Annotated in this window: 25 protein-coding genes; 16 read left to right on the top strand and 9 right to left on the bottom strand. The window is 43.4% G+C overall.

The window, feature by feature from the left end; all coding sequences use genetic code 11:
• Positions 1 to 169: 169 nt before the first annotated feature.
• The 9 genes from L2755_RS00825 (at position 170) to L2755_RS00785 (ending at position 7,722) form a co-directional block, all read left to right on the top strand.
• On the top strand, positions 170 to 514 hold the full coding sequence (locus tag L2755_RS00825) for an arsenate reductase (RefSeq protein WP_248978845.1): 345 nt from the start codon (positions 170 to 172) through the stop codon (positions 512 to 514).
• Complete coding sequence (gene dapE, locus L2755_RS00820; protein WP_248978844.1) at positions 511 to 1,653, top strand: succinyl-diaminopimelate desuccinylase; 1,143 nt, start codon at positions 511 to 513, stop codon at positions 1,651 to 1,653. Before L2755_RS00825 ends, dapE begins: the two co-directional genes overlap by 4 nt.
• Positions 1,647 to 2,324, top strand: coding sequence for a M15 family metallopeptidase (locus L2755_RS00815; RefSeq protein WP_248978843.1), 678 nt, complete (start codon positions 1,647 to 1,649; stop codon positions 2,322 to 2,324). Before dapE ends, L2755_RS00815 begins: the two co-directional genes overlap by 7 nt.
• A gap of 52 nt (positions 2,325 to 2,376) precedes the next feature.
• Positions 2,377 to 3,207 carry an alpha/beta fold hydrolase gene (locus L2755_RS00810; RefSeq protein WP_248978842.1) on the top strand — a complete coding sequence of 277 codons (831 nt, stop codon included), beginning with the start codon at positions 2,377 to 2,379 and terminating at the stop codon, positions 3,205 to 3,207.
• Between the two features lie 194 nt (positions 3,208 to 3,401).
• The gene (gene can / locus L2755_RS00805; protein WP_248978841.1) at positions 3,402 to 4,016 is read left to right on the top strand and encodes a carbonate dehydratase; all 615 of its coding nucleotides are present in this window, start codon (positions 3,402 to 3,404) and stop codon (positions 4,014 to 4,016) included.
• 331 nt (positions 4,017 to 4,347) lie between these two features.
• The gene (kdnA, locus tag L2755_RS00800; protein ID WP_248978840.1) at positions 4,348 to 5,532 is read left to right on the top strand and encodes an 8-amino-3,8-dideoxy-alpha-D-manno-octulosonate transaminase KdnA; all 1,185 of its coding nucleotides are present in this window, start codon (positions 4,348 to 4,350) and stop codon (positions 5,530 to 5,532) included.
• A 78-nt stretch (positions 5,533 to 5,610) separates the two neighbouring features.
• Complete coding sequence (gene kdnB, locus L2755_RS00795) at positions 5,611 to 6,681, top strand: 3-deoxy-alpha-D-manno-octulosonate 8-oxidase KdnB (protein ID WP_248978839.1); 1,071 nt, start codon at positions 5,611 to 5,613, stop codon at positions 6,679 to 6,681.
• A 66-nt stretch (positions 6,682 to 6,747) separates the two neighbouring features.
• A complete protein-coding gene (gene kdsB, locus L2755_RS00790; protein WP_248978838.1) occupies positions 6,748 to 7,485 on the top strand; it encodes an 8-amino-3,8-dideoxy-manno-octulosonate cytidylyltransferase KdsB in 738 nt (245 codons plus the stop codon).
• A gap of 15 nt (positions 7,486 to 7,500) precedes the next feature.
• Positions 7,501 to 7,722 (top strand): DUF2897 family protein, encoded by a 222-nt coding sequence (locus tag L2755_RS00785; protein WP_248978837.1) that lies wholly within the window; start codon positions 7,501 to 7,503, stop codon positions 7,720 to 7,722.
• Positions 7,723 to 7,828: 106 nt separating this feature from the next.
• On the opposite strand, the gene L2755_RS00780 is transcribed toward L2755_RS00785, so the two are convergent.
• The 4 genes from L2755_RS00780 to dapA form a co-directional block, all read right to left on the bottom strand.
• Positions 7,829 to 10,921 carry an efflux RND transporter permease subunit gene (locus tag L2755_RS00780; RefSeq protein ID WP_248978836.1) on the bottom strand — a complete coding sequence of 1,031 codons (3,093 nt, stop codon included), beginning with the start codon at positions 10,919 to 10,921 and terminating at the stop codon, positions 7,829 to 7,831.
• A complete protein-coding gene (locus L2755_RS00775; RefSeq protein WP_248978835.1) occupies positions 10,918 to 12,003 on the bottom strand; it encodes an efflux RND transporter periplasmic adaptor subunit in 1,086 nt (361 codons plus the stop codon). Before L2755_RS00775 ends, L2755_RS00780 begins: the two co-directional genes overlap by 4 nt.
• 327 nt (positions 12,004 to 12,330) lie before the next feature.
• Positions 12,331 to 13,431 (bottom strand): NlpB/DapX family lipoprotein, encoded by a 1,101-nt coding sequence (gene bamC / locus L2755_RS00770; protein ID WP_248978834.1) that lies wholly within the window; start codon positions 13,429 to 13,431, stop codon positions 12,331 to 12,333.
• Positions 13,432 to 13,437: 6 nt separating this feature from the next.
• Positions 13,438 to 14,319 (bottom strand): 4-hydroxy-tetrahydrodipicolinate synthase, encoded by an 882-nt coding sequence (gene dapA / locus L2755_RS00765; RefSeq protein WP_248978833.1) that lies wholly within the window; start codon positions 14,317 to 14,319, stop codon positions 13,438 to 13,440.
• Positions 14,320 to 14,558: 239 nt separating this feature from the next.
• On the opposite strand from dapA, the gene L2755_RS00760 reads away from it, so the two are divergent.
• Both L2755_RS00760 and bcp read left to right on the top strand, forming a co-directional pair.
• The gene (locus L2755_RS00760) at positions 14,559 to 15,095 is read left to right on the top strand and encodes a glycine cleavage system transcriptional repressor (protein WP_248978832.1); all 537 of its coding nucleotides are present in this window, start codon (positions 14,559 to 14,561) and stop codon (positions 15,093 to 15,095) included.
• Positions 15,096 to 15,124: 29 nt separating this feature from the next.
• Entirely contained in the window at positions 15,125 to 15,592 is a 468-nt protein-coding gene (gene bcp, locus L2755_RS00755; protein ID WP_248978831.1) for a thioredoxin-dependent thiol peroxidase, read from the top strand.
• Positions 15,593 to 15,651: 59 nt separating this feature from the next.
• Here bcp and L2755_RS00750 read toward each other — a convergent pair whose 3' ends face one another.
• Positions 15,652 to 16,278, bottom strand: a complete 627-nt coding sequence (locus L2755_RS00750) for a LysE/ArgO family amino acid transporter (RefSeq protein ID WP_248978830.1) — start codon at positions 16,276 to 16,278, stop codon at positions 15,652 to 15,654.
• Between the two features lie 121 nt (positions 16,279 to 16,399).
• On the opposite strand from L2755_RS00750, the gene L2755_RS00745 reads away from it, so the two are divergent.
• Positions 16,400 to 17,299: a LysR family transcriptional regulator ArgP gene (locus tag L2755_RS00745; RefSeq protein ID WP_248978829.1), complete on the top strand. Its 900-nt coding sequence runs from the start codon at positions 16,400 to 16,402 to the stop codon at positions 17,297 to 17,299.
• Positions 17,300 to 17,348: 49 nt separating this feature from the next.
• Here L2755_RS00745 and L2755_RS00740 read toward each other — a convergent pair whose 3' ends face one another.
• Positions 17,349 to 18,443: an AI-2E family transporter gene (locus L2755_RS00740; protein WP_248978828.1), complete on the bottom strand. Its 1,095-nt coding sequence runs from the start codon at positions 18,441 to 18,443 to the stop codon at positions 17,349 to 17,351.
• A 96-nt stretch (positions 18,444 to 18,539) separates the two neighbouring features.
• Positions 18,540 to 18,755: a sulfurtransferase TusA family protein gene (locus L2755_RS00735; RefSeq protein WP_248978827.1), complete on the bottom strand. Its 216-nt coding sequence runs from the start codon at positions 18,753 to 18,755 to the stop codon at positions 18,540 to 18,542.
• A 111-nt stretch (positions 18,756 to 18,866) separates the two neighbouring features.
• Here L2755_RS00735 and bepA point away from each other — a divergent pair, with 111 nt between their 5' ends.
• The 4 genes from bepA (at position 18,867) to L2755_RS00715 (ending at position 23,292) form a co-directional block, all read left to right on the top strand.
• On the top strand, positions 18,867 to 20,327 hold the full coding sequence (bepA, locus tag L2755_RS00730) for a beta-barrel assembly-enhancing protease (protein ID WP_248978826.1): 1,461 nt from the start codon (positions 18,867 to 18,869) through the stop codon (positions 20,325 to 20,327).
• A 74-nt stretch (positions 20,328 to 20,401) separates the two neighbouring features.
• Positions 20,402 to 20,752 carry an arsenate reductase (glutaredoxin) gene (gene arsC, locus L2755_RS00725; protein ID WP_248978979.1) on the top strand — a complete coding sequence of 117 codons (351 nt, stop codon included), beginning with the start codon at positions 20,402 to 20,404 and terminating at the stop codon, positions 20,750 to 20,752.
• A 12-nt stretch (positions 20,753 to 20,764) separates the two neighbouring features.
• The gene (locus L2755_RS00720; RefSeq protein ID WP_248978825.1) at positions 20,765 to 21,133 is read left to right on the top strand and encodes a DUF2069 domain-containing protein; all 369 of its coding nucleotides are present in this window, start codon (positions 20,765 to 20,767) and stop codon (positions 21,131 to 21,133) included.
• 257 nt (positions 21,134 to 21,390) lie between these two features.
• Complete coding sequence (locus tag L2755_RS00715) at positions 21,391 to 23,292, top strand: hypothetical protein (protein WP_248978824.1); 1,902 nt, start codon at positions 21,391 to 21,393, stop codon at positions 23,290 to 23,292.
• Positions 23,293 to 23,373: 81 nt separating this feature from the next.
• Here the strand turns inward: L2755_RS00715 and hda are convergent, their stop codons facing one another.
• Both hda and L2755_RS00705 read right to left on the bottom strand, forming a co-directional pair.
• Positions 23,374 to 24,084: a DnaA inactivator Hda gene (gene hda, locus L2755_RS00710; RefSeq protein WP_248978823.1), complete on the bottom strand. Its 711-nt coding sequence runs from the start codon at positions 24,082 to 24,084 to the stop codon at positions 23,374 to 23,376.
• Positions 24,085 to 24,156: 72 nt separating this feature from the next.
• The gene (locus L2755_RS00705; protein ID WP_248978822.1) at positions 24,157 to 25,269 is read right to left on the bottom strand and encodes a DUF2066 domain-containing protein; all 1,113 of its coding nucleotides are present in this window, start codon (positions 25,267 to 25,269) and stop codon (positions 24,157 to 24,159) included.
• Positions 25,270 to 25,365: the final 96 nt, after the last annotated feature.

Genomic DNA, 25,365 nt, shown 5'->3' with positions numbered 1-25,365 from the left:
AGACTCTTGTTGCTTTCATGTTGCTGCCCTAACAATGTCATTCACATTTAGCGGCCTATCAGTTGAATAAAACTCAATAATACTAAACTGAACTATTTCGTCCTTGAGGCTTTATTAAACCAATGCCACAATGCAATTCACTAATAAAACAGATAATGGAGCACCCGTTTTGACACTTTTCGGCATTAAGAACTGCGACACAGTACGTAAAGCGCGTAAATGGCTCGAACAAAATAATCTCAGCGTTGATTTTCATAATTTTCGTGAACATGGGCTAACTGTAGAGCAAGTCGAGGAGTGGGTAGCGGTCGTAGGATGGGAAGCATTATTTAATAAGCGTAGCACCAGCTTTAGAAATTTAACTGATACAGAAAAAAATGACATCAACGAAAAGAAAGCGATCGCGTTAATGGTACTTTATCCAACATTGATAAAACGTCCAGTTCTCGTGGGCGGCGGTAAAGTGAATGTCGGCTTTAAAGAAGCTGAATATAAAGCGTGGTTTAACCTATGAGCCAGTCTCAAGATTCCCCAGTACTGGCATTGGCTAAAGATTTAATCTCTCGCCCATCCGTTACACCACTCGATGAAGGTTGTCAGACCTTGATGGCCAAGAGGCTCAGCGATGCTGGCTTTAACATCGAAGACATGCTGTTTGAAGACACCACTAACATGTGGGCTAGAAGAGGCACCAAAAAACCGGTGTTCTGCTTTGCAGGCCACACTGATGTCGTCCCTGTTGGAGACCTTAATCGTTGGCACACCCCCCCTTTTGAACCGGTCGTCATTGACGACTACTTGCATGGCCGCGGCGCAGCCGATATGAAAGGTTCCCTCGCAGCAATGGTGGTCGCGACAGAGAACTTTGTTAAAAAGCATCCCGATCATAAAGGCTCTATCGCCTTTCTAATCACCAGTGATGAAGAGGGACCATTTATCAATGGCACCACTCGTGTCATTGACACTTTAGAAGCGCGTAACGAGAAGATTACTTGGTCGTTAGTCGGTGAACCTTCTTCAACCCATAAACTGGGTGATATCGTTAAGAATGGCCGTCGTGGAAGCTTAACCGGGAATCTTACCGTCAATGGGATCCAGGGCCATGTCGCCTACCCTCACCTAGCAGATAACCCCATTCACAAAGCAGCTCCTGCGCTTGATGAACTCGCCCGCATGAAGTGGGATAACGGTAATGAGTTCTTCCCACCAACCAGTTTTCAGATAGCGAATATCAATGGTGGCACTGGCGCATCAAACGTCATACCGGGTGCACTAGAGGTGATGTTTAATTTTAGATACTCTACCGAAGTTACCGCTGAAATATTGATAGAGCGAGTGCTTAACATACTCGATGCGCACGGATTAGATTATGATATCAACTGGATATTCAATGGCCTCCCCTTCTTAACGGGTGACGGACCATTGCTTGATGCCACGCGCGATGCCATTAAAAAAGTGACCGGATTAGACACTGATCCTCAGACCTCTGGTGGAACGTCCGATGGCCGTTTTATCGCACCAACTGGCGCGCAGGTGCTTGAATTGGGCCCGGTCAACGCAACCATTCACAAAGTGAATGAATGCGTTAAAGTCACAGATCTTGAACAGCTCGCCCTGTGCTATGAAGCTATTTTGGAAAACCTGTTGTGCTAGTAGATGCGCCTCATCTTTATGGACTCAGCAGTGCTCATTTGGTTGAGCGCTGCGGTTACTTTCTTGAGCAACAAACCGCTGCAGCATTTGAAAAGATGCGCGCGGCTGCTGCACAAGAAGGTATAGCGATAGGGATCTGCTCTGCTTTTCGAGACTTCGACAGGCAACAGTTAATTTGGAATGCTAAAGCCAGTGGTACTAGAGCTCTGCTAAACAAAGACTCACAGCCAGTAGATATCAACGGCAAAACGGCAGCGCAGATTGTAGAACTTATATTGCTTTGGTCGGCACTGCCGGGAACTTCAAGACACCATTGGGGTACTGACCTCGATATTTTTGACAGCCATAAAGTATCGACGCGCGACTTACAGCTTATTCCGCAGGAATATCAATTAGACGGCCCCTGCTATCACCTTAGTTTATGGTTAGCTAAAAATGCGCAACGCTTTGGCTTTTATTTGCCTTTTCAACAAGGGCTTAGTGGCGTAAGTGCAGAACCATGGCATTTGAGTTATTACCCTGTATCTAAGCATTATGTTGATGCCTTCGATGTCGATACTTTGTCTGAAGTTCTTCAAGGATCGGCGGTATTACACAAAGAGCAGATCTTATTAAGACTCAAAGAATTAACGCAAGAATATGTTTTCCGGGTTGCGCCAATCCCGTTATAATCATCTATCAGCATTAATCGCAAATAACGTCAGAATTAACAGAGAATAAACCGTGAAAAATCTAGATTTTGCCAGCCATAGACAGCAATACAGCATCGATGAACAAACCATTAGCTATATTGATATCGGCCAAGGCCCAGTGCTTTTATTGGGTCACAGTTATCTGTGGGACGCGCAAATGTGGGCGCCGCAGATTGAACTTTTAAGCCAACAATACCGCTGTATCGTACCTGATCTTTGGGGTCATGGTTTATCGAATGCGATGCCAACCAATACCCGTAATTTACGCGATATATCAGCTCAGATGCTCTCGCTAATGGATGCTTTAGACGTTACTGAATTTTCGGTTATCGGCTTATCTGTTGGCGCTATGTGGGGAGCGGAACTTGCGCTACTTGCACCAACACGGGTAAAACGTTTAGTGATGCTCAATAGCTTTATTGGTTTCGAGCCTGAGATCACTCGTGACAAATACTACGCCATGCTTGATGTCATAAAGCACGAACAAGGACTATCTCCGGCGCTGCGTGCAACGATTATCCCGCTCTTTTTTGCAGACAAACCTAACCCCCAGCTCGTTGATCAGTTTGAATTAACATTAGCAAGCATCAACAATGAGCAAATAGACACTCTATACCGTTTGGGTAAGATGATTTTTGGACGACGGGATACCTTAGAAGAGGTTGAAAATTTGACTTTACCTTGCTTGATTATGGCTGGCGTGCAAGATAAAGCCCGTTCTGTTTTGGAAAGTTATCTGATGCACGATGCCATTGATGGCAGCAAATTTATCCATATTCCTGATGCTGGCCATATATCGACTTTAGAGCAGACTGAGTTTGTAAATCAGCATCTCATTGAGTTTCTGACGGCGACAAATTAGCGCTTAATGACATAATCAATAGAACCATTACCGTAACGCAACATTATTTAACAACCAGTTAAGGTTTGTGTTCTACTATTTTATTAATGGTAGAACACCAACAACAATGACTGAATAGACCAGCAAGACCAATAATAGATGGTATGCTTGGCTTGCATAAACATTCTAGTTAACTGACTGAAAATAAGAGCAGAATGAAATTACTAAAACCGCTTTTTGATAATAATAAACGCTGGGCTGAACGCATTCTCAAAGAGGAGCCCAAATTTTTTGAACAATTGGCCAAACAGCAAAACCCAGAGTATTTATGGATTGGTTGCTCCGATAGCAGAGTCCCTTCTAATCAAATCATCGACTTAATGCCTGGCGAAGTGTTTGTTCATCGTAATATAGCCAACATGGTTATTCATACCGATCTTAACTGCCTGTCGGTACTTCAATATGCCGTCGATGTGTTAAAAGTAAAACATATCATGGTGGTAGGACATTACGGCTGCGGTGGTGTTAAGGCAGCGATGGGCACAGAAAGACTCGGGTTAATTGATAATTGGTTAGGTCACATACGCGATATTCACCGTCTGCATAAAGAAGCTTTATCAGAGATGGGGGATGCTGAACGTTTTGACCGTTTGTGCGAGCTCAACGTGATGGAGCAAGTCGATAACGTTCGCAGTACCACCATAGTCCAGGAAGCATGGCATCGAGGTCAAGAAGTCGCGATTCACGGTTGGATATACAGTGTTGAAAATGGGCTACTGTCAGATCTAGATGTTACTGTAAATCAAGACAGCGAAATGAATAAAGACTAAGCCATTTTTCACTTATATACAGGCTATCTGCTCTTTTGGGCCGATAGCCTTTTTTATGCTCTTTAACACCGCAAACTAACAATAGACAACCACGGTCTGTTTGAGGTTCTAGCCTATCACAACTGATTTACAGTCAAACTTAAACGGGCGACGGTGACTCTCGCAAACAAAACATCCACATCGATAAGCCATAAATCCGCCATTATTAGCTGTAATTGGCATTAATCAGTATAAAATTGCTAAGAAATCTCGCAGTTACCCCCATATCACAGTTATAATCCATTAGTTATTTTTAGCGCTTATGAGCGCAGTGAATTCTAAGGAAATTTCCATGCCTGGTTTTGAATTATTTGGTCCTGAAGAGAAGCAGGAAGTTGCAGATGTAATGGATAATGGTTTTACATTCCGTTATAACTTCGATCATATGCGCAATGATCGTTGGAAGACTCGTGAGATGGAAGCCCTACTTTGCGAAAAAATGAACGCAAAGCATGCTCACCTAGTGTCAAGCGGTACCGCCGCTCTACAAACTGCGATGGCAGCTGCAGGCATTGGTGCCGGCGACGAAGTCATTGTGCCGCCATTCACTTTTGTAGCTTCAGTTGAAGCTGTTTTCATGGCAGGTGCAGTCCCTATTTTTGCAGAGATCGACGAAACATTGTGTCTATCTCCAGAAGGCATTGAAGCCGTTATCACACCTAAGACTAAGGCGATTAACCTCGTTCAAATGTGTGGTTCTATGGGTAAGATGGATGAGATTAAGGCTGTTTGTGCTAAGCACAACTTGATTATTCTTGAAGATGCTTGCCAAGCCATTGGCGCCAGCTATAAAGGTCAGGCGCTTGGTACCATCGGTGATGTAGGTTGCTACTCTTTTGATTCTGTTAAAACCATCACCTGTGGTGAAGGCGGAGCGGTAATCACTAACAATGAAACCATATACAACAACGCGCACATGTTCTCTGACCATGGTCACGACCACGTCGGCAGCGATCGCGGCGCTGAAGGTCACCCAATGATGGGGTTGAACTTCCGTATCTCAGAATTGAACTCAGCGATGGGCTTAGCGCAACTGCGTAAGCTTGATAAAATCATTGATATTCAACGTACCAATAAGAAAGTCATCAAAGATGCGATGGCCGATATTGCTGAAGTCACTTTCCGTGAACTACCCGATCCAGAAGGCGATTCAGCAGGTTTCTTAACCTTCTTTATGCCAACAGAAGCGCGTACTATCGAGATCAACAAGAAACTGGCTGAAAATGGCGTTGATGGTTGTTTCTACTGGTATATCAATAATTGGCATTACCTAAACAACTGGAAGCATATCCAAGAGCTTAAGTCTCCTGCAGCTTTGCCGATCACATTAATCGAAGATAGACCTGATTATACTAAAGTGTCTGTGCCTAAATCTGATGCGATTATGAGCCGTACTATCTCTATGTTGATCAAGCTTTCTTGGACTGAAGATGAGATAAGCCAACGTATTGAGAATATTAAGCGCGCCTTCGCTTAATAGCATTTAATTCGCCGTCGGATTGATTATAATCCGGCTGCACTTTTTACAGTAATAATCTCAACGGAGAATGTTGTAATGAGTTTTAAAAATTTCAAATGTGTGCCAAAAATGATTTTTGGTCGCGGATCTTTTGTACAGCTAGATACTGTTCTCGCTGAAGAACGCAAAAACGAAGATGATTTCGTGGTCTTTCTGGTCGACGATGTGCACCAAGACAAGCCGCTAAGTGGCCGTGTTCCGGTAAAAGCTCACGATCTACTTATCTACGTTAATGTAGATGATGAGCCATCAACTGTACAAGTTGATGCACTTACTGAGCAAGTACAAGCATTTAACACTAAGCTTCCGGTTAGCGTTATCGGTCTTGGTGGCGGTTCTACCCTTGATTTGGCTAAAGCGGTTGCCTTGATGCTAACTAATGAAGGTGGCAGTGCTGCCTATCAAGGATGGGATTTAATTAGAAATCCAGCTATCCACCATATCGGCATACCAACAGTATCGGGTACCGGTGCTGAAGCATCTCGTACTGCAGTACTGTGCGGACCCGTGCGTAAGCTAGGTTTGAATTCAGATTACACAGTATTTGATCAGATCATTATGGATTCTGAACTCATTGCGGGGGTGCCAACAGATCAGTGGTTCTATACCGGTATGGATTGCTTCATCCACTGCGTTGAATCACTCGAAGGTACCTACCTCAACGAATTCGCCAAAGCTTTCGCTGAAAAGTCGATGGATCTTTGCCGTGAAGTCTTCATCGACGATCATGCAGAGAAAGATGACAAGCTAATGATGGCATCGTACATGGGCGGAATGAGCATTGCTTATAGCCAAGTAGGCGCATGTCACGCGGTTTCTTACGGTCTAGGCTATGTCCTTGGTTACCATCACGGGATCGGTAACTGCTTAGCGTTTGACGTACTTGAAGAGTTCTACCCAGAAGGCGTTATAGAGTTCCGTAAGATGATGGATACACATAACATCGTCCTACCAAAGAATATCTGTAAAGACTTGCCAGATGAAACTATCGCGAAGATGGTTGCAGTCACTAAGAGCATGGGCCCACTTTGGGACAATGTTTACGGCGCAGGCTGGGAAGAGAAAGTAACAGACGAAATGCTGACAAAGCTATTCCGTCGTATCTAAGTCCTCTTTAGATGCTAAATGGGCTTCTATACAGAAGCCCATTAATTTTATTATTAGGTAAATTGAATGAATGTAACCTTGTTAATCCCTGCGCGATACGGCTCAAGTCGTTTTCCTGGCAAGCCACTGGCTCCAATTAACGGTAAGCCGATGATCCAGCATGTTTACGAGCGTGCATCGCTAGCCAAAGGGCTTAAAGATATCTACGTCGCAACCGATGACGAGCGTATAAAAGATGCGGTCGAAGGTTTCGGTGGTAAGGTTATCATGACAAGTATAGAGGCCGCTTCAGGTACCGACCGTATCGAAGATGCGATTACCCAGTTGGGTCTTGCAGAAGATGACTTAGTGGTTAACCTCCAAGGCGATCAGCCACTAATAGACCCCATCTCTATTGAACAAATTATTAGCCTTTTTGAACGTCACCCAGGTGAGTTCGGAATGGCAACTCTCGGTTTTCAAATTACCGAAGAGGAAGAGCTCAACGATCCGAAACATGTAAAACTGGTGTTCGACAATGAGTTTAATGCATTGTATTTCTCACGCGCACGCATTCCTTTTGGCCGTGATACCGACGATTACCCAGTGTATAAGCACTTAGGCGTCTACGCTTACACACGTAAGTTTGTGCACACGTTTGCCAAGTTGCCACTCGGTCGATTGGAAGATTTAGAAAAGTTAGAGCAATTGCGCGCACTTGAACACGGCTACAAAATCAAAGTGGCCATCAGTGCATTTGACTCTCCAGAAGTTGATACACCTGAAGATATTCGAATTTGTGAATCTCGTTTAGCCGTTGATTAAATAGAGGGTAAGATGATGTCTGATTTAGAAGTTGGCTTACTTATTTTATTAGTCATTGGGGTTATCGCCAGTAATTTAGCCGTGCTTAAATACAGTGCTAAATACAAGATGCCGCAATTTGGTAAAGATCATAAAAAACCTAAATCAACAGATTCAACAGATTCAACAGATTCAACAGATTCAACAGATCAGAATGAACCAAAAGAGCAAGATGATAAAGGCGATAAACCGCAGTAGGTTTATCCTGCTGTTTTAATTATAGTTTACTTATCATTCAGACAATAAAAAAGGCGCTTATAGCGCCTTTTTTATTGTCCATTTCTCACATATTCTGTTATATCACCTACTCCGCCAACTCTTTTTCAAGCTGCAGGGCAACCATCTCTGGCGAGCCTGAATTCTTAGCCAGCAATGAATAAGCCACTGGAATAACAAATAGCGTAAAGAAGGTCGCTAAACTAATCCCTGATAACACCACCACGCCAATAACAAAACGAGTTTCTGCGCCAGCACCTTCTGCCATTACCAAGGGGATAGCGCCTGCTGCGGTGGTGATCCCTGTCATTAAGATGGGTCGTAAACGTTGGCTAGATGCTTGGATAATTGCATTTTGAAACTCAACGCCTTTATCGCGAAGTTGGTTAGCAAATTCAACGATTAAGATCCCATTCTTAGCCGCTAGTCCTACCAACATTATGATACCAATTTGGCTATAAATATTGAGGCTTTGATCGGTCGCCCATAGGCCGATTAACGCACCTAATGTGGCTAGCGGAACGGTCAGCATAATCACCACCGGGTGAACAAAGCTTTCAAACTGCGCCGCTAACACTAAGAATACGATCCCTAACGCTAAGATAAAGACAAAGTACATTGAGTTACCAGAATCTTGGTAATCCAATGACTGACCCTTATAACTTACGATGGCTTCGGCGGGGAGATACTCATGAGTGAGATCGTTCAGATAATCAAGCGCTTCACCCAAGCTATAACCATCGGCGAGGTTAGCCTCAATGGTGATGGCTCGCATGCGGTTATAGCGGTTAAGTTGGCTTGCATCGGCGAACTCTTCAACACTCACCAAGTTAGATAACGGCACCAGCTCTTTTGAACGTTCTGAACGTACATAGATATTCTCCAGATCTTCTGCCGTATTTTGATTGTCACGATTACCTTCAATAATGACATCATACTCTTCGCCATCACGCATAAAGGTTGTCACCAGCCTTGAGCCTAACATCGACTCGAGTGTTCGGCCGATATGTGCAATGGACACACCGAGATCAGCGGCTCTATCTTTATCAATCACCACCCGAAGTTGTGGCTTGGTCTCTTTATAATCATGATCAACCCCAACAAGGTTAGGGTTCTCTTTCGCTTTTTCGATAATAATATCGCGCCAGCGAGCGAGTTCATCATAGCTTGGTCCGCCCAGCACAAATTGTACCGGTTTACCCACACCGCGGCCGAATGCCTGACGCATTACAGGGAAGGCCCGCACGCCTGCCAAATCTGACAAACGTCCGCGAATGTCACCGATAATATCGAAGGCACTGCGTCTCACGGCCCAATCTTCTAAAACGATGATCGCCATACCGTTAGAAAAATTAGCGCTACGGCCAAAGCCGCGAGGCGCTCTAATGAGTAAGCGTTTTATTTCACCGGAGTCGACTAACGGCATCAGCCTGTTCTCAATCTCATCCATATAAGATTCGATGTATTCAAAGCTCGCACCCTGTGGACCATTGACGATAAGGAACATCGATCCCCTATCCTCTCTTGGAGCAAACTCTTGCGGTACTTCTGTAGCAAGGTAGGCACTACTCACTAAGGCGATGAGAATAAATGATGACACGATAAACGGATGCAACATCGCCTTTCTCAGCCACGCTCGATAGCCCGCAGATAGCTTGTTCATGCCATTATCTATTTTCCTTACCAGCCAAGATGACTGACCGGCAGGCTTGAGCACTTTAGAGCACATCATTGGGCTTAACGTCAGCGCCACAATGCTAGAGAAAATGACAGCGGCACTCATGGCGACCGCAAACTCTTTAAATAGCTTACCTAAATCGCCTTCAAGGAAGGTAATTGGCATAAACACCGCTACCAGTACTAATGTCGTGGCTACAACCGCAAAGGCCACTTCACGAGCGCCTAGATAGGCTGCTTTTAACGGCGTATCACCCTCCTCTATTCGTCTATGGATATTTTCGAGCACCACAATCGCGTCATCAACCACCATACCAATCGCGAGGATCATCGCCAGTAGCGTCAGTAGGTTGATGGTGTACCCTAACGCATACAGCACGATAAAAGTCGCCATTAGCGACACGGGTACCGTTAGTGCGGGAATAAGCATGGCACGAACACTGCCTAAGAACAGGTAGATCACCGTAATAACTAACGTCATAGCGATAAACAGTGTTTGGTAAACCTCTTTTACCGATGCTTCGATAAACACCGAACTGTCATAGGAGCGCTTTATCTCCATGCCAGCGGGTAACGTCGGGTTAATTTGATCAACTAAGGCATTAGCTGCGCGGGCAACATCTAAGGTGTTGGCAGTAGATTGCTTAGACACGCCAAGACCAATCATCGCCTCACGGTTGCCTCTAAAGGTAATACGCTCCTCTTCTGAGCCGATCTCAACCTTTGCCACATCACCTAGCTTGATTAAGTAACCGTCATCGCCCTCGGCAAGGACCAAATTAGCAAAGTCATCTGCACTGCGATAACTTCGTTCCAGTCTTACGGTAAAATGACGCTCTTTAGACTCAATACTGCCTGCGGGTAATTCAACGTTTTCCGATCTTAATGCCGATTCAATATCTGCAACGGTTAAGTTTCTTGCGGCCAACGCTTGTCTATCGATCCAGACTCGCATTGCATAGACTTTACCCCCGCCTAAACGCATATTTGCCACACCATCAATGACAGAAAAACGGTCGACAAGATAGCGCCTTGCATAATCAGTCAGCTGCAATGTATTCATTTGATCTGACACCAAATTGAGCCACATAATAACTTCATCACCACCATTGGCTTTTTGTACTTCTGGCGGTTCGGCTTCTTCAGGAAGGTTATTTAACAGCCCTGAGACTCGGTCTCTGACATCATTTGCAGCAGCTTCGATGTCTCGACCAACATCAAATTCCAGAGTGACACGAGAGCGACCGTCGCTGCTTGATGAATTAATGTGTTTAATCCCTTCGACACCACTAATTCTATCTTCAATAAGCTGAGTAATTCGGCTTTCAACCACCGCAGCACTGGCACCGCGGTAGTTAGTCTGAATAGAAACAACAGGGGGATCGATGTTAGGATATTCTCGTAGGGGCAGTTTTTCAAATGCCACTAAGCCGAAGATGATTAACAAAATACTGATAACTGAAGCGAAAACCGGCCGCTTAACCGAAATGTCAGTTAAGATCATGCCACAGGCTCCACGCTAGCTTGCTTTCGAAAGCTAAAGTTCTCGCTAAAGGTGACTTTAACGGTGTCACCTGGGCGGACTTTCAAAATACCGCGGATCACAACTTGCTGATCTAACGCAACACCATCAAGGATCTCAACCCAACCACGTTTACGTAAGCCAAGAGACACTTGTTTTTGCTCTACCACGCCTTCGTCATTGACCAAATAAACATAGTGTCTATCTTGAATAGGAATAATCGCTGACTCGGGTAAAATTAGAGCTTCTCGGCTTTGTTTAATGAGTTTTACCTTCATCAACATACCAGGCAGTAAACGACGTTTAGGATTTGGGATCTCAGCCCGTACAATAACGGTACGCGTTCTGGGGTTAATGCGACTATCAATAGAGATCACTTCACCCATAAACATCTCGCCGTCAAACGCAACTGCTGTTGCCTCAACTATTTTGCCAATCGCTAAAGATTGTAAAAAACGTTCAGGAACAGAAAAGTCCAACTTAATGACGGAAATATCATCCAATGTAGTAATGGGATTACCAGGAGAGACTAATGCGCCAACACTCACTTGACGTAAGCCAAGCGCGCCCGAAAAAGGTGCCGTTATACGGCGGTCGGCTAATGCTGATTGCGACTGGGCTAATTCTGCTTTGGCGGTATCGATGAGTGTTAGTAATCTATCACGCTCAAGTTCTGCAATTGTTTGGCTAGTGACTAGCGAGCTAATTCGGTCCAATTCACGCTGATGATCTTGGACTTTAACTTTTGCCACCGTCACTCGCGCTCGTTGCTCACTATCTTGTAGCTGCACGATTAAGCGACCTTTCTCCACCAGATCCCCATCTTCAAAGTTAACCTTAGTCACGACCTCTGTCACTTTAGGTGTTACCGTAATCGATTCGTTGGCTTTACTGGTTCCTAGTGCCTCTACCTCATCACGAATGGGCTGCATCAATGCTTTAGCAACGACAACATTCGGTGTTGGCCGCGCTTTTTTAACCTGAACCATTTTATCTTGCTGATAATATTGATATCCAAAACCTGCAGCTAATGCAATTAGTACAATTATTGTTATTTTTTTCATGAATTTCCCAACATACTGCTTTATTCAATTAGGGGTAGTTTACCTAGCTGTGACCACGCATCAATACGTTTTACTTTTTCTTACAATTAACACGTTTTAATCACATGTTAAGTGGCAGAACTTTATCTAGCAATCATCTTTTATTGGGGCATTTCTTCGGCAGAAACGCTTATAGCAACTTTTAACGTTAAATTTTAGTCAGCGGGCAGGATATATACCCTTTGCACTCGAAAAGTAATATTAAGCTGAGATTGACAAAAATGAAGTCAGTTAATGACGGACAAAAAAAAAGGAGCCTAAGGCTCCTTTCTTATACACTCTACCGTGTTAGCGCACTTTACGATCTTCTTCCATTAACCCAGAGAAACCTTCATAAACGGCAATAACAACTTCGCTATCTAATGGCTCATTGTCTGCACCTAGAAGATGGATCTGTGTTTTATTATCTTCAGCGTCGTCTTTAAGTTCGATACGGTAAGAGCCCTCATCGAGTGTCAATTTCTTATCACCCCATAACGAACTCCAAAAACCAGAATCATCGGCAACATCGATAAATAACAGCCCTTTGTTGCTGTCCATATCCACAATTTCAAAGCCCATTTCTGGTAACACTATACGTAAACGATCCCATGTACGCTTAAACTTAGCATCTGCAAGCCAATATGCTTGTTCGTCTTGCTCTGCTACAAGATCGACGTCAATACCTAAACTCTGTTTAAGACGCTTAGCTTTCATTGCTTGAGAACGTTTAATACTCATATAGCTAATCGAGTCATTAAGAATGTCGATGGTATAACGGCGCTTATCTTCGCCACTAAGTATAATTTGCTGCAGCTCACCATCATATGATTCTTCATGTTCGATAAGATCGATGGTCACGGAACCGCTGCGACCATGTGGTCGAACACCGACATTGTAGATGTAGCGTTGACGTAACACATAAACTTTGTCACTGCTCCAAAAGCTAGATTCAACCACTTCTGAGCTTTCAATCCAATCAGTTTCAAACGTACCCGCTTCGTAGTCTTCCGCAAGGATTTGAATAGACTTACTGGCAAAATACTCTTTTAGGACATCAAAAATCTCTTGCTTTAGGTCAGAATCATTATCAATCGACTCAACCATAATCTTGATATTGTCGTCGCCCTCTTCGACGCGCGTACCCGCGGCCATAGGTAAAACCTGTAGCGGAGGACGAATGTCTAAAGTGCTGCCCACTAATGTGGCATCAACTTTAGAACCTAACTGAGGAATATCATATTCCTTGCTGTAGGTTGGTTGACTTAGGCCTTCAGGAATAACTAACGGAGGCGCAGACACGAGATCGCTATATTGTTGATCCACGTCATTTGCTTGCCTTCTGTCAATCGGCGTACTGCAAGCTGTAACAGCTGCAATCAGTAGTAATGGTGATACTTGCTTTAGCATTTATTATTAAACCTCAATTCGGGCATTTTTCATTGCTTCTAGCAACAGACCATGAAACTCGGTAGAAAGTTCAGTTAAAGGTAAACGAATTTCACCTTGGCTGATAAGTCCCATTCTGTGGGCAGCCCATTTTACTGGGATAGGATTGGCTTCGCAAAACAGTGCACTGAACAAACTTTGAATAGATTTTTCGGCGGCAATTGCCTCTGCAGTGTTACCTGCCAATGCAGCGTCACACATCGCTTTGAACGCTTTAGGGACTATGTTGTTTGCAACAGAAATAACACCATGACCACCTAAAGATAGAAACTCACGCGCAGTTGCATCATCACCGCTATACAGCAGAAAATCATCGCCACATAATTTACGTAGCAGGCTCACCCGCGATAAATCGCCAGTCGCTTCTTTTACACCGATAATGTTGCTAACGTTTGATAACTCAGCAACAGTCTCAGGCAGCATATCAACAGCTGTGCGCCCGGGAACATTATAAAGAATTTGTGGAATGTCAGTGCTTTGTGCAACTGCTTTATAATGAGCAATCAGTCCTTTTGGTGACGGCTTATTATAGTAAGGGGTCACGCCGAGCATGGCAACAACGCCAACTTTCGACAGTCCTTTCGTCAATTCTATTGCTTCAGCTGTTGCATTTGCGCCATTACCACCAATAATTGGAAGACGCCCCGCTGCAAACTTTACGGTTTGTTCAACGACTTTAATATGCTCGCTTGCTGGCAGAGTCGCCGACTCACCAGTAGTGCCAACAGCAACAATTGCATCAGTACCTTGGGCGATATGGTACTCAACTAAATTTTCAAGACTTTCATTATCTACTGTGCCATCACTATTCATTGGTGTGATTAAGGCTACGATGCTTCCGTTTATCATGTGTGTTCCCCAAGGGTTCAGGACTGGCTATGGTACTGATGGAATCAGTTAAAAACAAGCACTACTGCGCAACTGATGGCAGATTCATTATCAACTTGAAACATATTAAATATGTTAGCTATCAACAATGACAAAGATCGCAAATTAACTCACTTGTGGTAGCATTGTTGACCACAAAAAAAACACACTATATAAATGCTGTTTTTTTGGTCTAACTAATACAATAAATGGGGTACTGAATGTCCAATCACTTGGTCGTTACTGCAATGGGGGCCGACCGTCCAGGTATTGTGAGTAAATTTGCTCGACTCGCAAGTGAGTGTGACTGTGATATTGTCGACAGTCGAATGGCACTTTTTGGTAATGAGTTTACCTTAATTATGATGTTGTCAGGTTCATGGACTTCTATCACCAAGATAGAGTCTACCCTGCCAAGTTTAAGTGTTGAGCTCGAATTGATGACCGTAATGAAACGCACATCAAAGCACACTGCCCAGAATTATATTTCCCGCTTAGAAGTCAACTTCAATGGTCATGACCAACGTGGCACAATGAAAAAGATAACCCAATTCTTAGCTGACCGTTCGTTAGATTTGGGCGCCGTAAAGTCCCATGCTGATGAAGATGATGCGGGTAAGCCATCACAAAATATTTCACTGACCATCAATGTACCGGAAAAAGTAGATCTCGAAAAACTGGAGATCAGTATTCATCAACTTGCCAAAGAGTTGTCGTTAGAGTGCACCTTGGAACATATGCAGGGCATTGATAGCTAGCTCGGAAGTTAAAGTTAAAAAGGAAATATATGAATACGTTAACTGCAGGCGATAAAGCGCCACTGTTTACCTTACAAAATCAAAATAACGAGACTGTTAGCTTAAGCGATGCGTTAAAATCAGGTCCAGTATTGGTCTACTTTTACCCTAAAGCGTCAACACCTGGTTGCACAGTGCAAGCCTGTGGCCTACGTGATAGCCAACCGCAGCTCAATGATTTATCAGTCACTGTATTTGGCCTTAGTCCAGATCCTGTTGCTAAGCTTGCAAAATTTTCAGACAAACAATCACTAAACTTCTCGCTGTTAAGTGATGAAGACCATGCCATTGCTGATGCTTTTGGTGTATGGGGTGAAAAAAAGTTCATGGGCAAAATTTACGATGGTATTCATCGACTTAGCTTTTTAGTTGGACAAGATGGCAATATTGATCATGTGTTCAATAAGTTTAAAACGAAAGATCACCATGAAGTGGTGCTAGCGCATTTAGCGCAGTAAGCGTTGATGTTATTGCAGTAAAAAGGAGCCTAAGGCTCCTTTTTTGTATGCCACTGTTATTAACTCAAAAGCTGTTCTAAATATGGATAAACTAGTGCAAATGCGATAGACCACATCGTTAAGCAGATAAACCTGTCTAAGTAACACCATGCTTTTGGCTTTTTAAACACCGGACTTAAATACCTCGCGCCAATGCTCAAACTAAAGAACCAAACAAATGACGCCAACACCGCACCGGCACCGAACCACTGCTTTGCCGTACCTTCAAACTGCACACTAATGCTGCCCAGTAACACCACGGTATCAAGATACAGGTGAGGATTCAGAAAGCTGATTGCTAGTGTAGTAATAACAGCCTTTTTAAGACTATCTGCAGCTAAATCTTGCTCATCTTCCATCTTTTGCTCAGAAAAAGACGATTTTAATGCCCCATAGCCATAAATGAACAGGAATATGGCTCCACCAAAACTGGCGATATCTTTGATGAGTGGAAAAGCCAAAATGAGATGTCCTAAACCTGCGACACCTGCCGTAATCATTATCGCATCGATCAATGAGCACAAGGCTGCTATAGGCAATGAATGAGCTTGCTTTAGTCCTTGCTTTAACACGAAAGCATTCTGTGCGCCGACAGCCATAATTAGACTGCCACCGATTGCCATTCCTTGAATGAAAGCTGTTTGCATGGGTTTACCTTGATAAAAATATGACGACTTGGTGCGCAGGATATTCGTCAAACAAAAATAAGTACAACTACTTTTTTTTATGTATCATAAGTAAAACTTATACTACGATATTGGATCCCCTATGTTTGATTACGCCCATCTAAAAGCGCTGTCCGTTGTCGTGTCACAAGGTGGTTTCGATAAAGCAGCAAAACAGCTATTTATCAGTCAATCCGCGGTATCCCAGCGCATAAAACAGCTGGAAGATAAAGTAGGCCAAGCATTACTCGTTCGGGCATCCCCTGTTTATGCCACCGATATGGGTAAACGGTTACTAAGGCATTACGCTCAAGTGCAGTTACTTGAAAGCGAGCTTCGTAGTGAGATGGACGTGGATGACCCGTCCTTGCCTACCATCGTTCGTATCGCTGTTAATGCTGATAGCTTAGCCACATGGTTTTTACCCGCGCTCACTGAAGTATTTAAACGACATAAATGGCTATTGGAGTTAGTCGTCGATGATGAGGCCTACACCCATCACCTACTAAAAAGTGGTGAAGCAGTAGGCTGTGTGACCACAAGCCAATCACCTATGGCCGGTTGCAGCAGTGAGTTCTTAGGCAATATGGAATACATTTGCGTCGCCACTGCTGATTTTATAAACCATTTCTTTAATGACTTGAAAGAGCAGCCGCAATCAATACTGCAAGCACCCGCGGTTGTCTTTTCGACCAAAGATAAGCTGCATGATAAGTTTCTTAATGTCTATTTTGATATTAACGAAGGGAGTAGTCGCGAACATAAGATCCCCTCTTCAGAAAGTTTCTTAGAGGCGATAAAAATGGGGTTAGGCTATGGCTTAGTCGCTCATTTACAAGCAAAGCCTTTGCTCGACAGCGGCGAACTGGTAGAAGTATTTCCGGCGAAACGCATGCAAGTGCCACTCTATTGGCAGCATTGGAACATTAAAGCCAAGCAAACAACCATAGTTTACCGCTCATTGGCGGCGACGGCTCGCCATCTATTGATAATCCAGGACTAACAAAAAGGGGCTATTGAGCCCCTATATCGTCAAACTCAAGTGATGACTGTTACTTTTGTTTTTCGGAGGATCCGTCATTACTGGTTAACAGGGGTTCATGCACCGGCCAGGCATTAATAACCGCTTTAACCAGGGATGCGAGCGGAATAGCAAAGAAGACACCCCATACTCCCCATAATCCACCAAACACCAACACTGCTGCAATGATGAACACCGGATGTAAATCGACGGCGTCAGAAAACAATATTGGCACCAACAGATTACCGTCTAAGGCTTGGATTATTCCATAACCTATCATGAGGTAACCAAATTCAGTACTTATCCCCCACTGGAAGAAAGCCACCAGTGCGATAGGTAGAGTCACCAGGGTTGCACCCACATAAGGAATAAGCACTGACAAGCCGGTTAACACACCTAACAATGCGGCATACCTAAGATCCATAACAGCAAAAAAGGCATAGCTCACAACGCCGATTATCACAATTTCAATCACTTTTCCGCGAATATAATTAAAGATTTGTTGATGCATCTCATTCCAAACCTTACGCGCTAAATCACGGTTTGAAGGGAAAAATCGTTTGCTGCCACGGAGCAACTCATCTTTATCTTTCAGGAAGAAAAAGACCAATAACGGCACTAAAATAACATAAACCATCAACACTAGCAGAGATGCAGAATAGCCTAACAACTGCTTACCAATATCCAATAGGTGCTGGGTATCAAGCATTTTTTTCAGCTCTCCAACCATGGTATCTAATTGGGTCGGATTGACGAATTGTGGATACTTATTAATATACTGCTGCGCGGTATGTAACCCTTTATCGATCATATTAGGCAAATCACCGATTAAGCTTACACCTTGACGCCAAAGACTAGGAATTAAACCGAAACTGATCAGTAGCATTAGCCCGATAAACAAGATTAATACCAAGGATGCAGCAGGTGTACGGTTGATGCCTATTCGCGCCATCTGAGCCACTGGCCACTCCAACAAAAATGCAAGTACTAGCGCGACGAGTAACGGTGCTAGTAAGCCACCGGCGAAGTAAATCGCTAGCGCTAATCCAACTAGAATAAGTACTAAAGTAACAGCTTGTGGATCGCTAAAACGCTCTTTATACCAACGACTCAAAATGGTTAACATTTATGTTCCCTAATCCAGCAGAAAATACATACTGTACCGCTGCTGTTAAAAAATGATGCTTTACACTAAACAGATGTAAAACAGTTTAAAGTCACTTTACTTAGTGATCTCAAGTGCCAAAATATACTCATCGAGTTTAAATATTTCGTGATGATAACCGACTTTTTTTAAAAAGCGGGGAACATCTTGCTTAGACCCAGGGTCTGATAACAGAACCCTTACTTTTTGTCCCGAGTTAAGCTGCTTTAAAGCCAATTTCACTTTGACTAATGGCAATGGACAACGAAAGGCTGTTAAATCAATAATATTCATAATGAACTTGCTATAAACAATCTAAGGCTATTATCCTAATAAGCAGCGCAAACCACAAGCAAGCATTGTGGCCTTACAACAAGAAAAGCATAGCCCAAATTAAGGATCCGCTTGAGTAAACTAACTTTTTCAAAATCAGTTATTGCAGGCACGTTAGCATTTATATTAGGTACAGCGACACCTGTTGCCTATGCAAATAACGATCTGCCTGATTTAGGCACTGCCGCAGTCAACACATTCAGTTTGGAGAAAGAAACTGAATATGGTGATGCGTATATGCGTGTTATCAGGGCATCGGCCCCGATGCTCAACGACCCCGTGCTTAACCAGTATCTAACTGAACTGGGCAATAAGCTGGTAGCCCATGCAACAGGGGTGAAAACGCCGTTCTATTTTTTCTTACTGCGTAACGATGAAATTAATGCTTTTGCCTTTTTTGGTGGCCACGTTGGCGTACACACCGGGCTATTTCTCAATGCTGATACCGAAAGTGAGCTTGCCTCAGTCCTTGGCCACGAAATTACTCACGTTACACAGCGACACTTAGCGCGCTCACTCGAAGCACAAGAAAAAAGCTCTACTGCTACCATTGTCGGGCTGTTAGGGGCAATATTATTGACCGTAGCCTCGCCTCAAGCGGGTATGGCTGCCCTTGCAACAACCCAAGCGTTAGCAACACAAGCAAAAATTAACTTCACCCGTTTGCACGAAAAAGAAGCTGACAGAATCGGCATGCAGATCTTAGTTGATGCAGGCTTTGACCCTAATGGTGCCGCCAATTTCTTTGGTAAGCTTGCCTCGCGCTATCGATTCACCACTAAGCCACCACAAATGTTGTTGACTCACCCATTACCAGAGTCTCGGATCTCAGAAGCAAGAATTAGAGCGCAACAATATCCATTAAGACATATACCAGACAACTTGAACTTTCAACTGGCGAAGGCGCGGATTCAAGTTCGATTTTCTGGCTACAGTGAAGCTGCAGTATTATCAATATTTGATCAACAGTTAAAACATAATCGTTATAGCTTTAAAAGTGCGGCAGAGTACGGCAAAGCACTGGCGCTATTTAGAATGGACAAATTCGACGAATCTGAATTGATAATTGATGAACTACTTGCAAGCGCACCTAACAATCTGTTTTTCATTGATACGAAAACTGACTTATTGACTCAAAAAGAAGATTATAAAGGCGCAATAGCCTTACTGCTTAAAGAGCAACAAATTAAGCCAACCTCAACGGTGGTCAACACCAATTTGGCCAATGTTTACATAGAAGATGGCCAAACCGAAAAGGCCATCCCGTTGCTCGAAGACCTGATATTTTTTGATAAGCAAGACCAGCTTGCCTACATCTTGTTGAATCAGGCTTATAAAAAGAACGGTAATAAGGCAATGGAACATTATGTAAAAGCAGAATCATTAGCGCTAGCCGCCGATTATAAGACGGCTATCGATCAGCTAAATTTTGCCTATAAACAGTCCAAGGATAATCCATTACAACTGGCACGAATTGAAGCCAGAATAAGACAATTTAGACAAGCAGACAGAGCAATGGAAGCCTTGCAGTAAACACTGTTTATTGTGACTCAAGTCACTAAATACAGTATGATATCGGCAATTTTTTAGATAAGAATAAAATGACTATGACAAGTGTAAGTATTATCCATAACCCTAGATGCTCAAAAAGCAGACAAACTCTCGCTTTATTGGAAGAGCAAGGCTGTGATATTCAGATCATTGAGTACTTGAAAACACCGCTATCGGTAGATGAAATTACCAGCATAAGAGCCAAGCTTGGCGTGGCGCCAAGACAGATGATGCGAGTAAAAGAAGACGAGTACAAGCAGCAAAACTTAAGTGATGAAAGCTTAACCGATCTGCAACTAATTCAAGCCATGGTCGACACTCCAAAGTTAATTGAACGACCGATTGTATTAGCAAATAATAAAGCGGCCATTGGTCGTCCCCCTGAAAACGTATTAACCATTTTATAAGCGAGCACGCCAATGGAGTCATCTACCCTCTTTACACTTTGCCGCGCTGGCTATGTCATTTTAGTGATATTGCTTGGCACTTGGTTCATTCAACAAGGCATGTCTGGCGAATATTCAATGTTATTTAGCCTGCTCTGGTTAGTGCCGCTATTACTCCCTCTTAAAGGGATCCTAACGGGCAAGCCATACACCTATGCTTGGGCAAGCTTTATACTTTGTTTATATATGTTGCACGCCTTAACACTGTTCTATGTTACTGACACTAATTTCATTTTTGCTCTGATAGAATCGCTACTCATTGGCGCACTGTTAATCGGTTTTCCCTTCTACGCTAGGATCCGTGGCCGCGAATTGGGCCTTGGTCTTAAGAAGAAAAAATAACTCGAATCCTCAAGGGCTGGTTTAGGCCAGCCTTTGCAATACCCATATTTAGTGCATTTACCTCACAGCCTACTCTAAGGCTAAGCTGCGATATTAATAGCGGTTTAGGCTCATATTTATAACTCTCGCCCGCCACATAAAACGCTATTACTGCCATTACACAAGCAAAACAATACTGCCCTTTTTCGGTAACATCTTGCATGCTATATTGAATAAATAACGAAGCCAACTAATTAAAATAATATTGAGGTCGGTTAATGATTAACAACAATCAACTGATGTTACTGGGGATCTTTTCTCTCGCGGCCTGTGGAGGAAGTAGTGAAAATATCGATAGCGACTTAATCAGTCGATGTGACACTCAATCATCACTCGTTGAAGTGTCTACCCATTCCAACCTTCTTTTTCATATAGAAAGCTATAACGCACTGCAACCCGCTGTCATTGCGGCCACCATTAATGGTGCAGACAGCACAGATTATACGTTTCAATGGACACAGAAATCTGGCAACACATTGCTTTTAAAGTCTAACCGTAGCCCGCTATTGGCTTTTACGGCGCAAACAGTTGGCAGCTACCAATTTGAATTAACCGCCATAGGGCTAGGAAACACCTTCACAGAAACCGTTACCATAGAGGTAACGGAAGGCCAGTCGAATCCATTAGCAATCCGCAGCGATCATCAAGTTACCATGGGCAGCGGTGTTAGCTTTAGAATAGATACCCCAATCTCAAACAGTCCTCAAGATATTAGTTGGTGCCTTGTTGCAGGCCCAGATCTTACTATTGACCTTTCAACCTCTGAAAACCCTCTATTTAGCGCCCCAATCGTTACTGAAGATACCTTTGCGACGCTACGCGCAACTGCCACCATCAATGGACTGGCGGCATCAGATGAGGTTCATTTATTGATCACCAAAGAAGCTGCAATTACGTCGCCCTATTTCGATACCTCCATTGCAAAGACCTTTGCTTATCACAGTGGTTCACCTTATAACTCAGTACTTCAAAACTGTGTGTATTCGAATCAATTGAACCAAAGCTGCACCATTGAACAATTACCGTTAATTGGCCAGCAGCCCAATAACAGCAAGCAGCAGATTTTAGATAGACTGTTAGTTTCACATCAGTGGATGGGTGAAAATTTTGAGTATTTTCTTGATAACTTAGATCCCAACAGTGACTTTGCTACGTTACTTCAGTCAGTCACCGCAGTAGTTATTAGCTACGATGTGCGACCATCGTTTTATTGGGTCGTCACCGGTGCCATTTATCTCGATCCAAACGATTTATGGTTACTCGCTGAAGAGCGAGATACCATCAACGAAGCACCTGATTATCGTAGTGGTTTTGGTAGTGAATTGAATTTTCTTATGCCGTGGCGCTATGTCAAAAATAATCAATATACTTCCTATGTCACGCCAAGAAGTACTAGAGTAAACCGCAGTGCCACTGAAATGCATCCAGATCTTGCATCCCTGCTCTATCATGAGCTAGCACACGCAAATGACTTTTTTCCTCGCAGTATACATTCAAGCCTTCAAGGCCCGACACTACTAGACGATTACCAAAAGAGAGAGAAGCAACAACTGCTCATCTCTGATCAATTATCCGCCATGTATCCGTTAAGCAGTGACATAATGACCAATCTCGCCGATGTGAGTTTCAGAGGAGAGGCTGCCAATGAGACCCAAAAGGCCTACAGCCCGAGTGATATCACTAGCTTTTTCTCAAACGATACCGCATCAGATTACTACGCCTATTCAACACGTAGAGAAGATGCAGCCATGTTATTTGAAGAAGCCATGATGAGCTATAGGTTATCAATACAACGAGATGTAGCGGTGACTGATAAGCCTGAAGTGACAACGGCCGATACCATTAGTGTTGACTGGGGTCAAAGAGGCAGAGTTGGTGATAATGCTCTTCAATCACGCGCCGCGTTCGTTATTGAGCAAATACTACCTGAATTAGATAGCATGAGTCTGGTAAGTAACCTACCGCAGCCCATTTTTATGGTTCAAGGAGATAGCTGGTCAGAAAATTTAACTATTTCACCAACCACATCAAGCGCTGTTAATCGCGTCTCACCACAGACTGAAGTCACTGCGCCGCCTCTTACCTTAAGCGGCAACAGACACCGGTTACGCGAAGATTAAGCCTATTAAGTGCTAATAACAAAAAGCCCAGTTAATGCTGGGCTTTTAATATTTGAAATAACGAGTCAAAAAAAACAACGGTTAAAGTCGCAACATCTCTTTTATAAAAGGGATCGTTAGCTTACGTTGATGAACCAAAGATGCTTTATCTAGCCGATCTAGTACATCAAATAAGGTTCTTAAGTCTCTGGCTAATCGATTAAGCAAGAATCGACCTACATCGTCAGAAAGCTGTAAACCACGCATTGCAGCACGACGCTGCAGCGCTGCTAACTTTTCATCATCCGCCATAGGTTGCAGCTGATAATTTAGACCCCACTGCATACGTGAAATGAGATCGGGTAACGAAAAGCCAGTATCTACCGGTGAAACACTGGCACTTAATACTAATGAACAGGTTTTTTGTTCGGAGATGCGATTGTAAAGATCAAAAATAGCCTCTTCCCAAACCGGATGACCAGCGATGGCATTAACATCATCAATACACACTAAATCAATCTTTTCCAAACCTTCTAACAAGGCAGGTGAGATACTGGCATGGATCCCTAATGGGATATAAAAGCTGCTGCGGCCAAGATCATTAGCGTGAGCACACGCTGCATGCATTAAATGCGTGCGGCCGGATTTCTCTGGGCCCCAGATAAAAACAGCACCTTCAGCCAGCCCTTCTGCACAGGATTGTAAACTCTGTATGAGTTGATCGTTGCCTGCAGCAGGATAATAACTGTTAAAGGTTTCATCGTCCGGTAGATGAACGGGTAATGATAATTGTAACGGTGAGTTTGATTTCACTCGGGAGTATCTCGACAACGCAGTATTTCAATTTAGGTGCACATGTTACCACGGGCACCTACAAATTGGGAGCTATTGACCTTTCCAATAGTAGATCTGTGTCTGTTTCTCGACCTTGATCATTGTTTCAAAGCCTGCATATTCCACGTCATCCGCAGCAATACTCTTTATGCCTTCAATCCGCGGATCAAGCTTCATCAAACGATGTAGATCATCTTCATTACCAAAAAGTGCCAGGTTAAACTCAACCGTCATACCTTCAATGCGAGCAACATTTACCGTTTTGATGGCGCTAAGCTGATTTAGATACTTTTCTATTTCAACCAGTTGTTTCATTTGGCTAACATCGGTAAATGCTATTTTAGTGGTCAGTTTCTCACCTGAATCTGCGATAGCATATTGACCCACATAATATTCACTCGCTGCCGCGGTTATCGCAGTGACAGCCTGCTCTACAGTCACGACTTCGCCATTCGTTTTAATTGAGGGGGTTAATTGACTGACATCATCGGCACGCTCTCTTGGGTAAAGTGCCATCTGATAACGAAATACAGACCCTTGCGGCTCTATAGTCGCCATAATGAAGTAGTTTGATTGATACCTTAACGAGGCATTGGCAACATTATCAGTGAACTGGCCCCGTATATCGTTAACACCAACCTGCATAGCATCATCGAGATCCATTAGAGGAAACACTAACGGCACACCACGATTAGCCGACTGTGTATTAAACGCATCGCGAGTAGACGACAAAGAGGCATCACTTAAGATACTCTTCTCGTTCTCTACATCTTCAACAAGCCACACCAAAGTTAATGGACGTTGCTTGCCCCAAATAGGCAAACCTGCTTGACGTAATAGGCTAATCACTCGTTTGTGGTCGAAGTTTACTTGGATAAATAGATCACCGTTTAACTCTTGATAACCATATTGGGTCATCAGTGAACTAGCTTTAGCGAGCTGCTTGACAACATCCGGATGTGTTAAAGCACTTTGAGTGCCCGTATTTTTAAGAACAACTTCCTTAAAAGCCTGTTTAATTGCCTGGCTTCTCAAGTTATTGGCTCTCGATTCTACAGCCACTAAGCTTTCATCAAGCTTATTAACCTCGGCGGCAGTAGCAAGAGGAGGAATACTCACGAATAGCGCAAATATCATCAAGTAACGACAAATAGATCTCGGCATATTTAGGCTTCAAAAACGACACAATTAAGCAAATTGTACCACAGTAGTCAGAATTAGGAATTTTTATAAACAAGGCCTTAATGCAATAAGATCCCA

This window comes from Shewanella abyssi (genome assembly GCF_023284025.1).
In the GTDB taxonomy this organism is placed as follows: Bacteria; Pseudomonadota; Gammaproteobacteria; order Enterobacterales; family Shewanellaceae; genus Shewanella; species Shewanella abyssi.
The sequence above is the reverse complement of the archived record's forward strand: the minus strand, read 5'-3'. Positions and strand labels throughout refer to the sequence as shown.

Excerpts from the sequence above, each read along its gene's own strand:
- dapE (WP_248978844.1), top strand. The coding sequence starts at position 511 with ATGAGCCAGTCTCAAGATTCCCCAGTACTGGCATTGGCTAAAGATTTA.
- can (WP_248978841.1), top strand. The coding sequence starts at position 3,402 with ATGAAATTACTAAAACCGCTTTTTGATAATAATAAACGCTGGGCTGAA.
- kdnA (WP_248978840.1), top strand. The coding sequence starts at position 4,348 with ATGCCTGGTTTTGAATTATTTGGTCCTGAAGAGAAGCAGGAAGTTGCA.
- kdnB (WP_248978839.1), top strand. The coding sequence starts at position 5,611 with ATGAGTTTTAAAAATTTCAAATGTGTGCCAAAAATGATTTTTGGTCGC.
- kdsB (WP_248978838.1), top strand. The coding sequence starts at position 6,748 with ATGAATGTAACCTTGTTAATCCCTGCGCGATACGGCTCAAGTCGTTTT.
- L2755_RS00785 (WP_248978837.1), top strand. The coding sequence starts at position 7,501 with ATGTCTGATTTAGAAGTTGGCTTACTTATTTTATTAGTCATTGGGGTT.
- L2755_RS00780 (WP_248978836.1), bottom strand. The coding sequence starts at position 10,921 with ATGATCTTAACTGACATTTCGGTTAAGCGGCCGGTTTTCGCTTCAGTT.
- L2755_RS00775 (WP_248978835.1), bottom strand. The coding sequence starts at position 12,003 with ATGAAAAAAATAACAATAATTGTACTAATTGCATTAGCTGCAGGTTTT.
- bamC (WP_248978834.1), bottom strand. The coding sequence starts at position 13,431 with ATGCTAAAGCAAGTATCACCATTACTACTGATTGCAGCTGTTACAGCT.
- dapA (WP_248978833.1), bottom strand. The coding sequence starts at position 14,319 with ATGATAAACGGAAGCATCGTAGCCTTAATCACACCAATGAATAGTGAT.
- L2755_RS00760 (WP_248978832.1), top strand. The coding sequence starts at position 14,559 with ATGTCCAATCACTTGGTCGTTACTGCAATGGGGGCCGACCGTCCAGGT.
- bcp (WP_248978831.1), top strand. The coding sequence starts at position 15,125 with ATGAATACGTTAACTGCAGGCGATAAAGCGCCACTGTTTACCTTACAA.
- L2755_RS00750 (WP_248978830.1), bottom strand. The coding sequence starts at position 16,278 with ATGCAAACAGCTTTCATTCAAGGAATGGCAATCGGTGGCAGTCTAATT.
- L2755_RS00745 (WP_248978829.1), top strand. The coding sequence starts at position 16,400 with ATGTTTGATTACGCCCATCTAAAAGCGCTGTCCGTTGTCGTGTCACAA.
- L2755_RS00740 (WP_248978828.1), bottom strand. The coding sequence starts at position 18,443 with ATGTTAACCATTTTGAGTCGTTGGTATAAAGAGCGTTTTAGCGATCCA.
- L2755_RS00735 (WP_248978827.1), bottom strand. The coding sequence starts at position 18,755 with ATGAATATTATTGATTTAACAGCCTTTCGTTGTCCATTGCCATTAGTC.
- arsC (WP_248978979.1), top strand. The coding sequence starts at position 20,402 with ATGACAAGTGTAAGTATTATCCATAACCCTAGATGCTCAAAAAGCAGA.
- L2755_RS00720 (WP_248978825.1), top strand. The coding sequence starts at position 20,765 with ATGGAGTCATCTACCCTCTTTACACTTTGCCGCGCTGGCTATGTCATT.
- L2755_RS00715 (WP_248978824.1), top strand. The coding sequence starts at position 21,391 with ATGATTAACAACAATCAACTGATGTTACTGGGGATCTTTTCTCTCGCG.
- L2755_RS00705 (WP_248978822.1), bottom strand. The coding sequence starts at position 25,269 with ATGCCGAGATCTATTTGTCGTTACTTGATGATATTTGCGCTATTCGTG.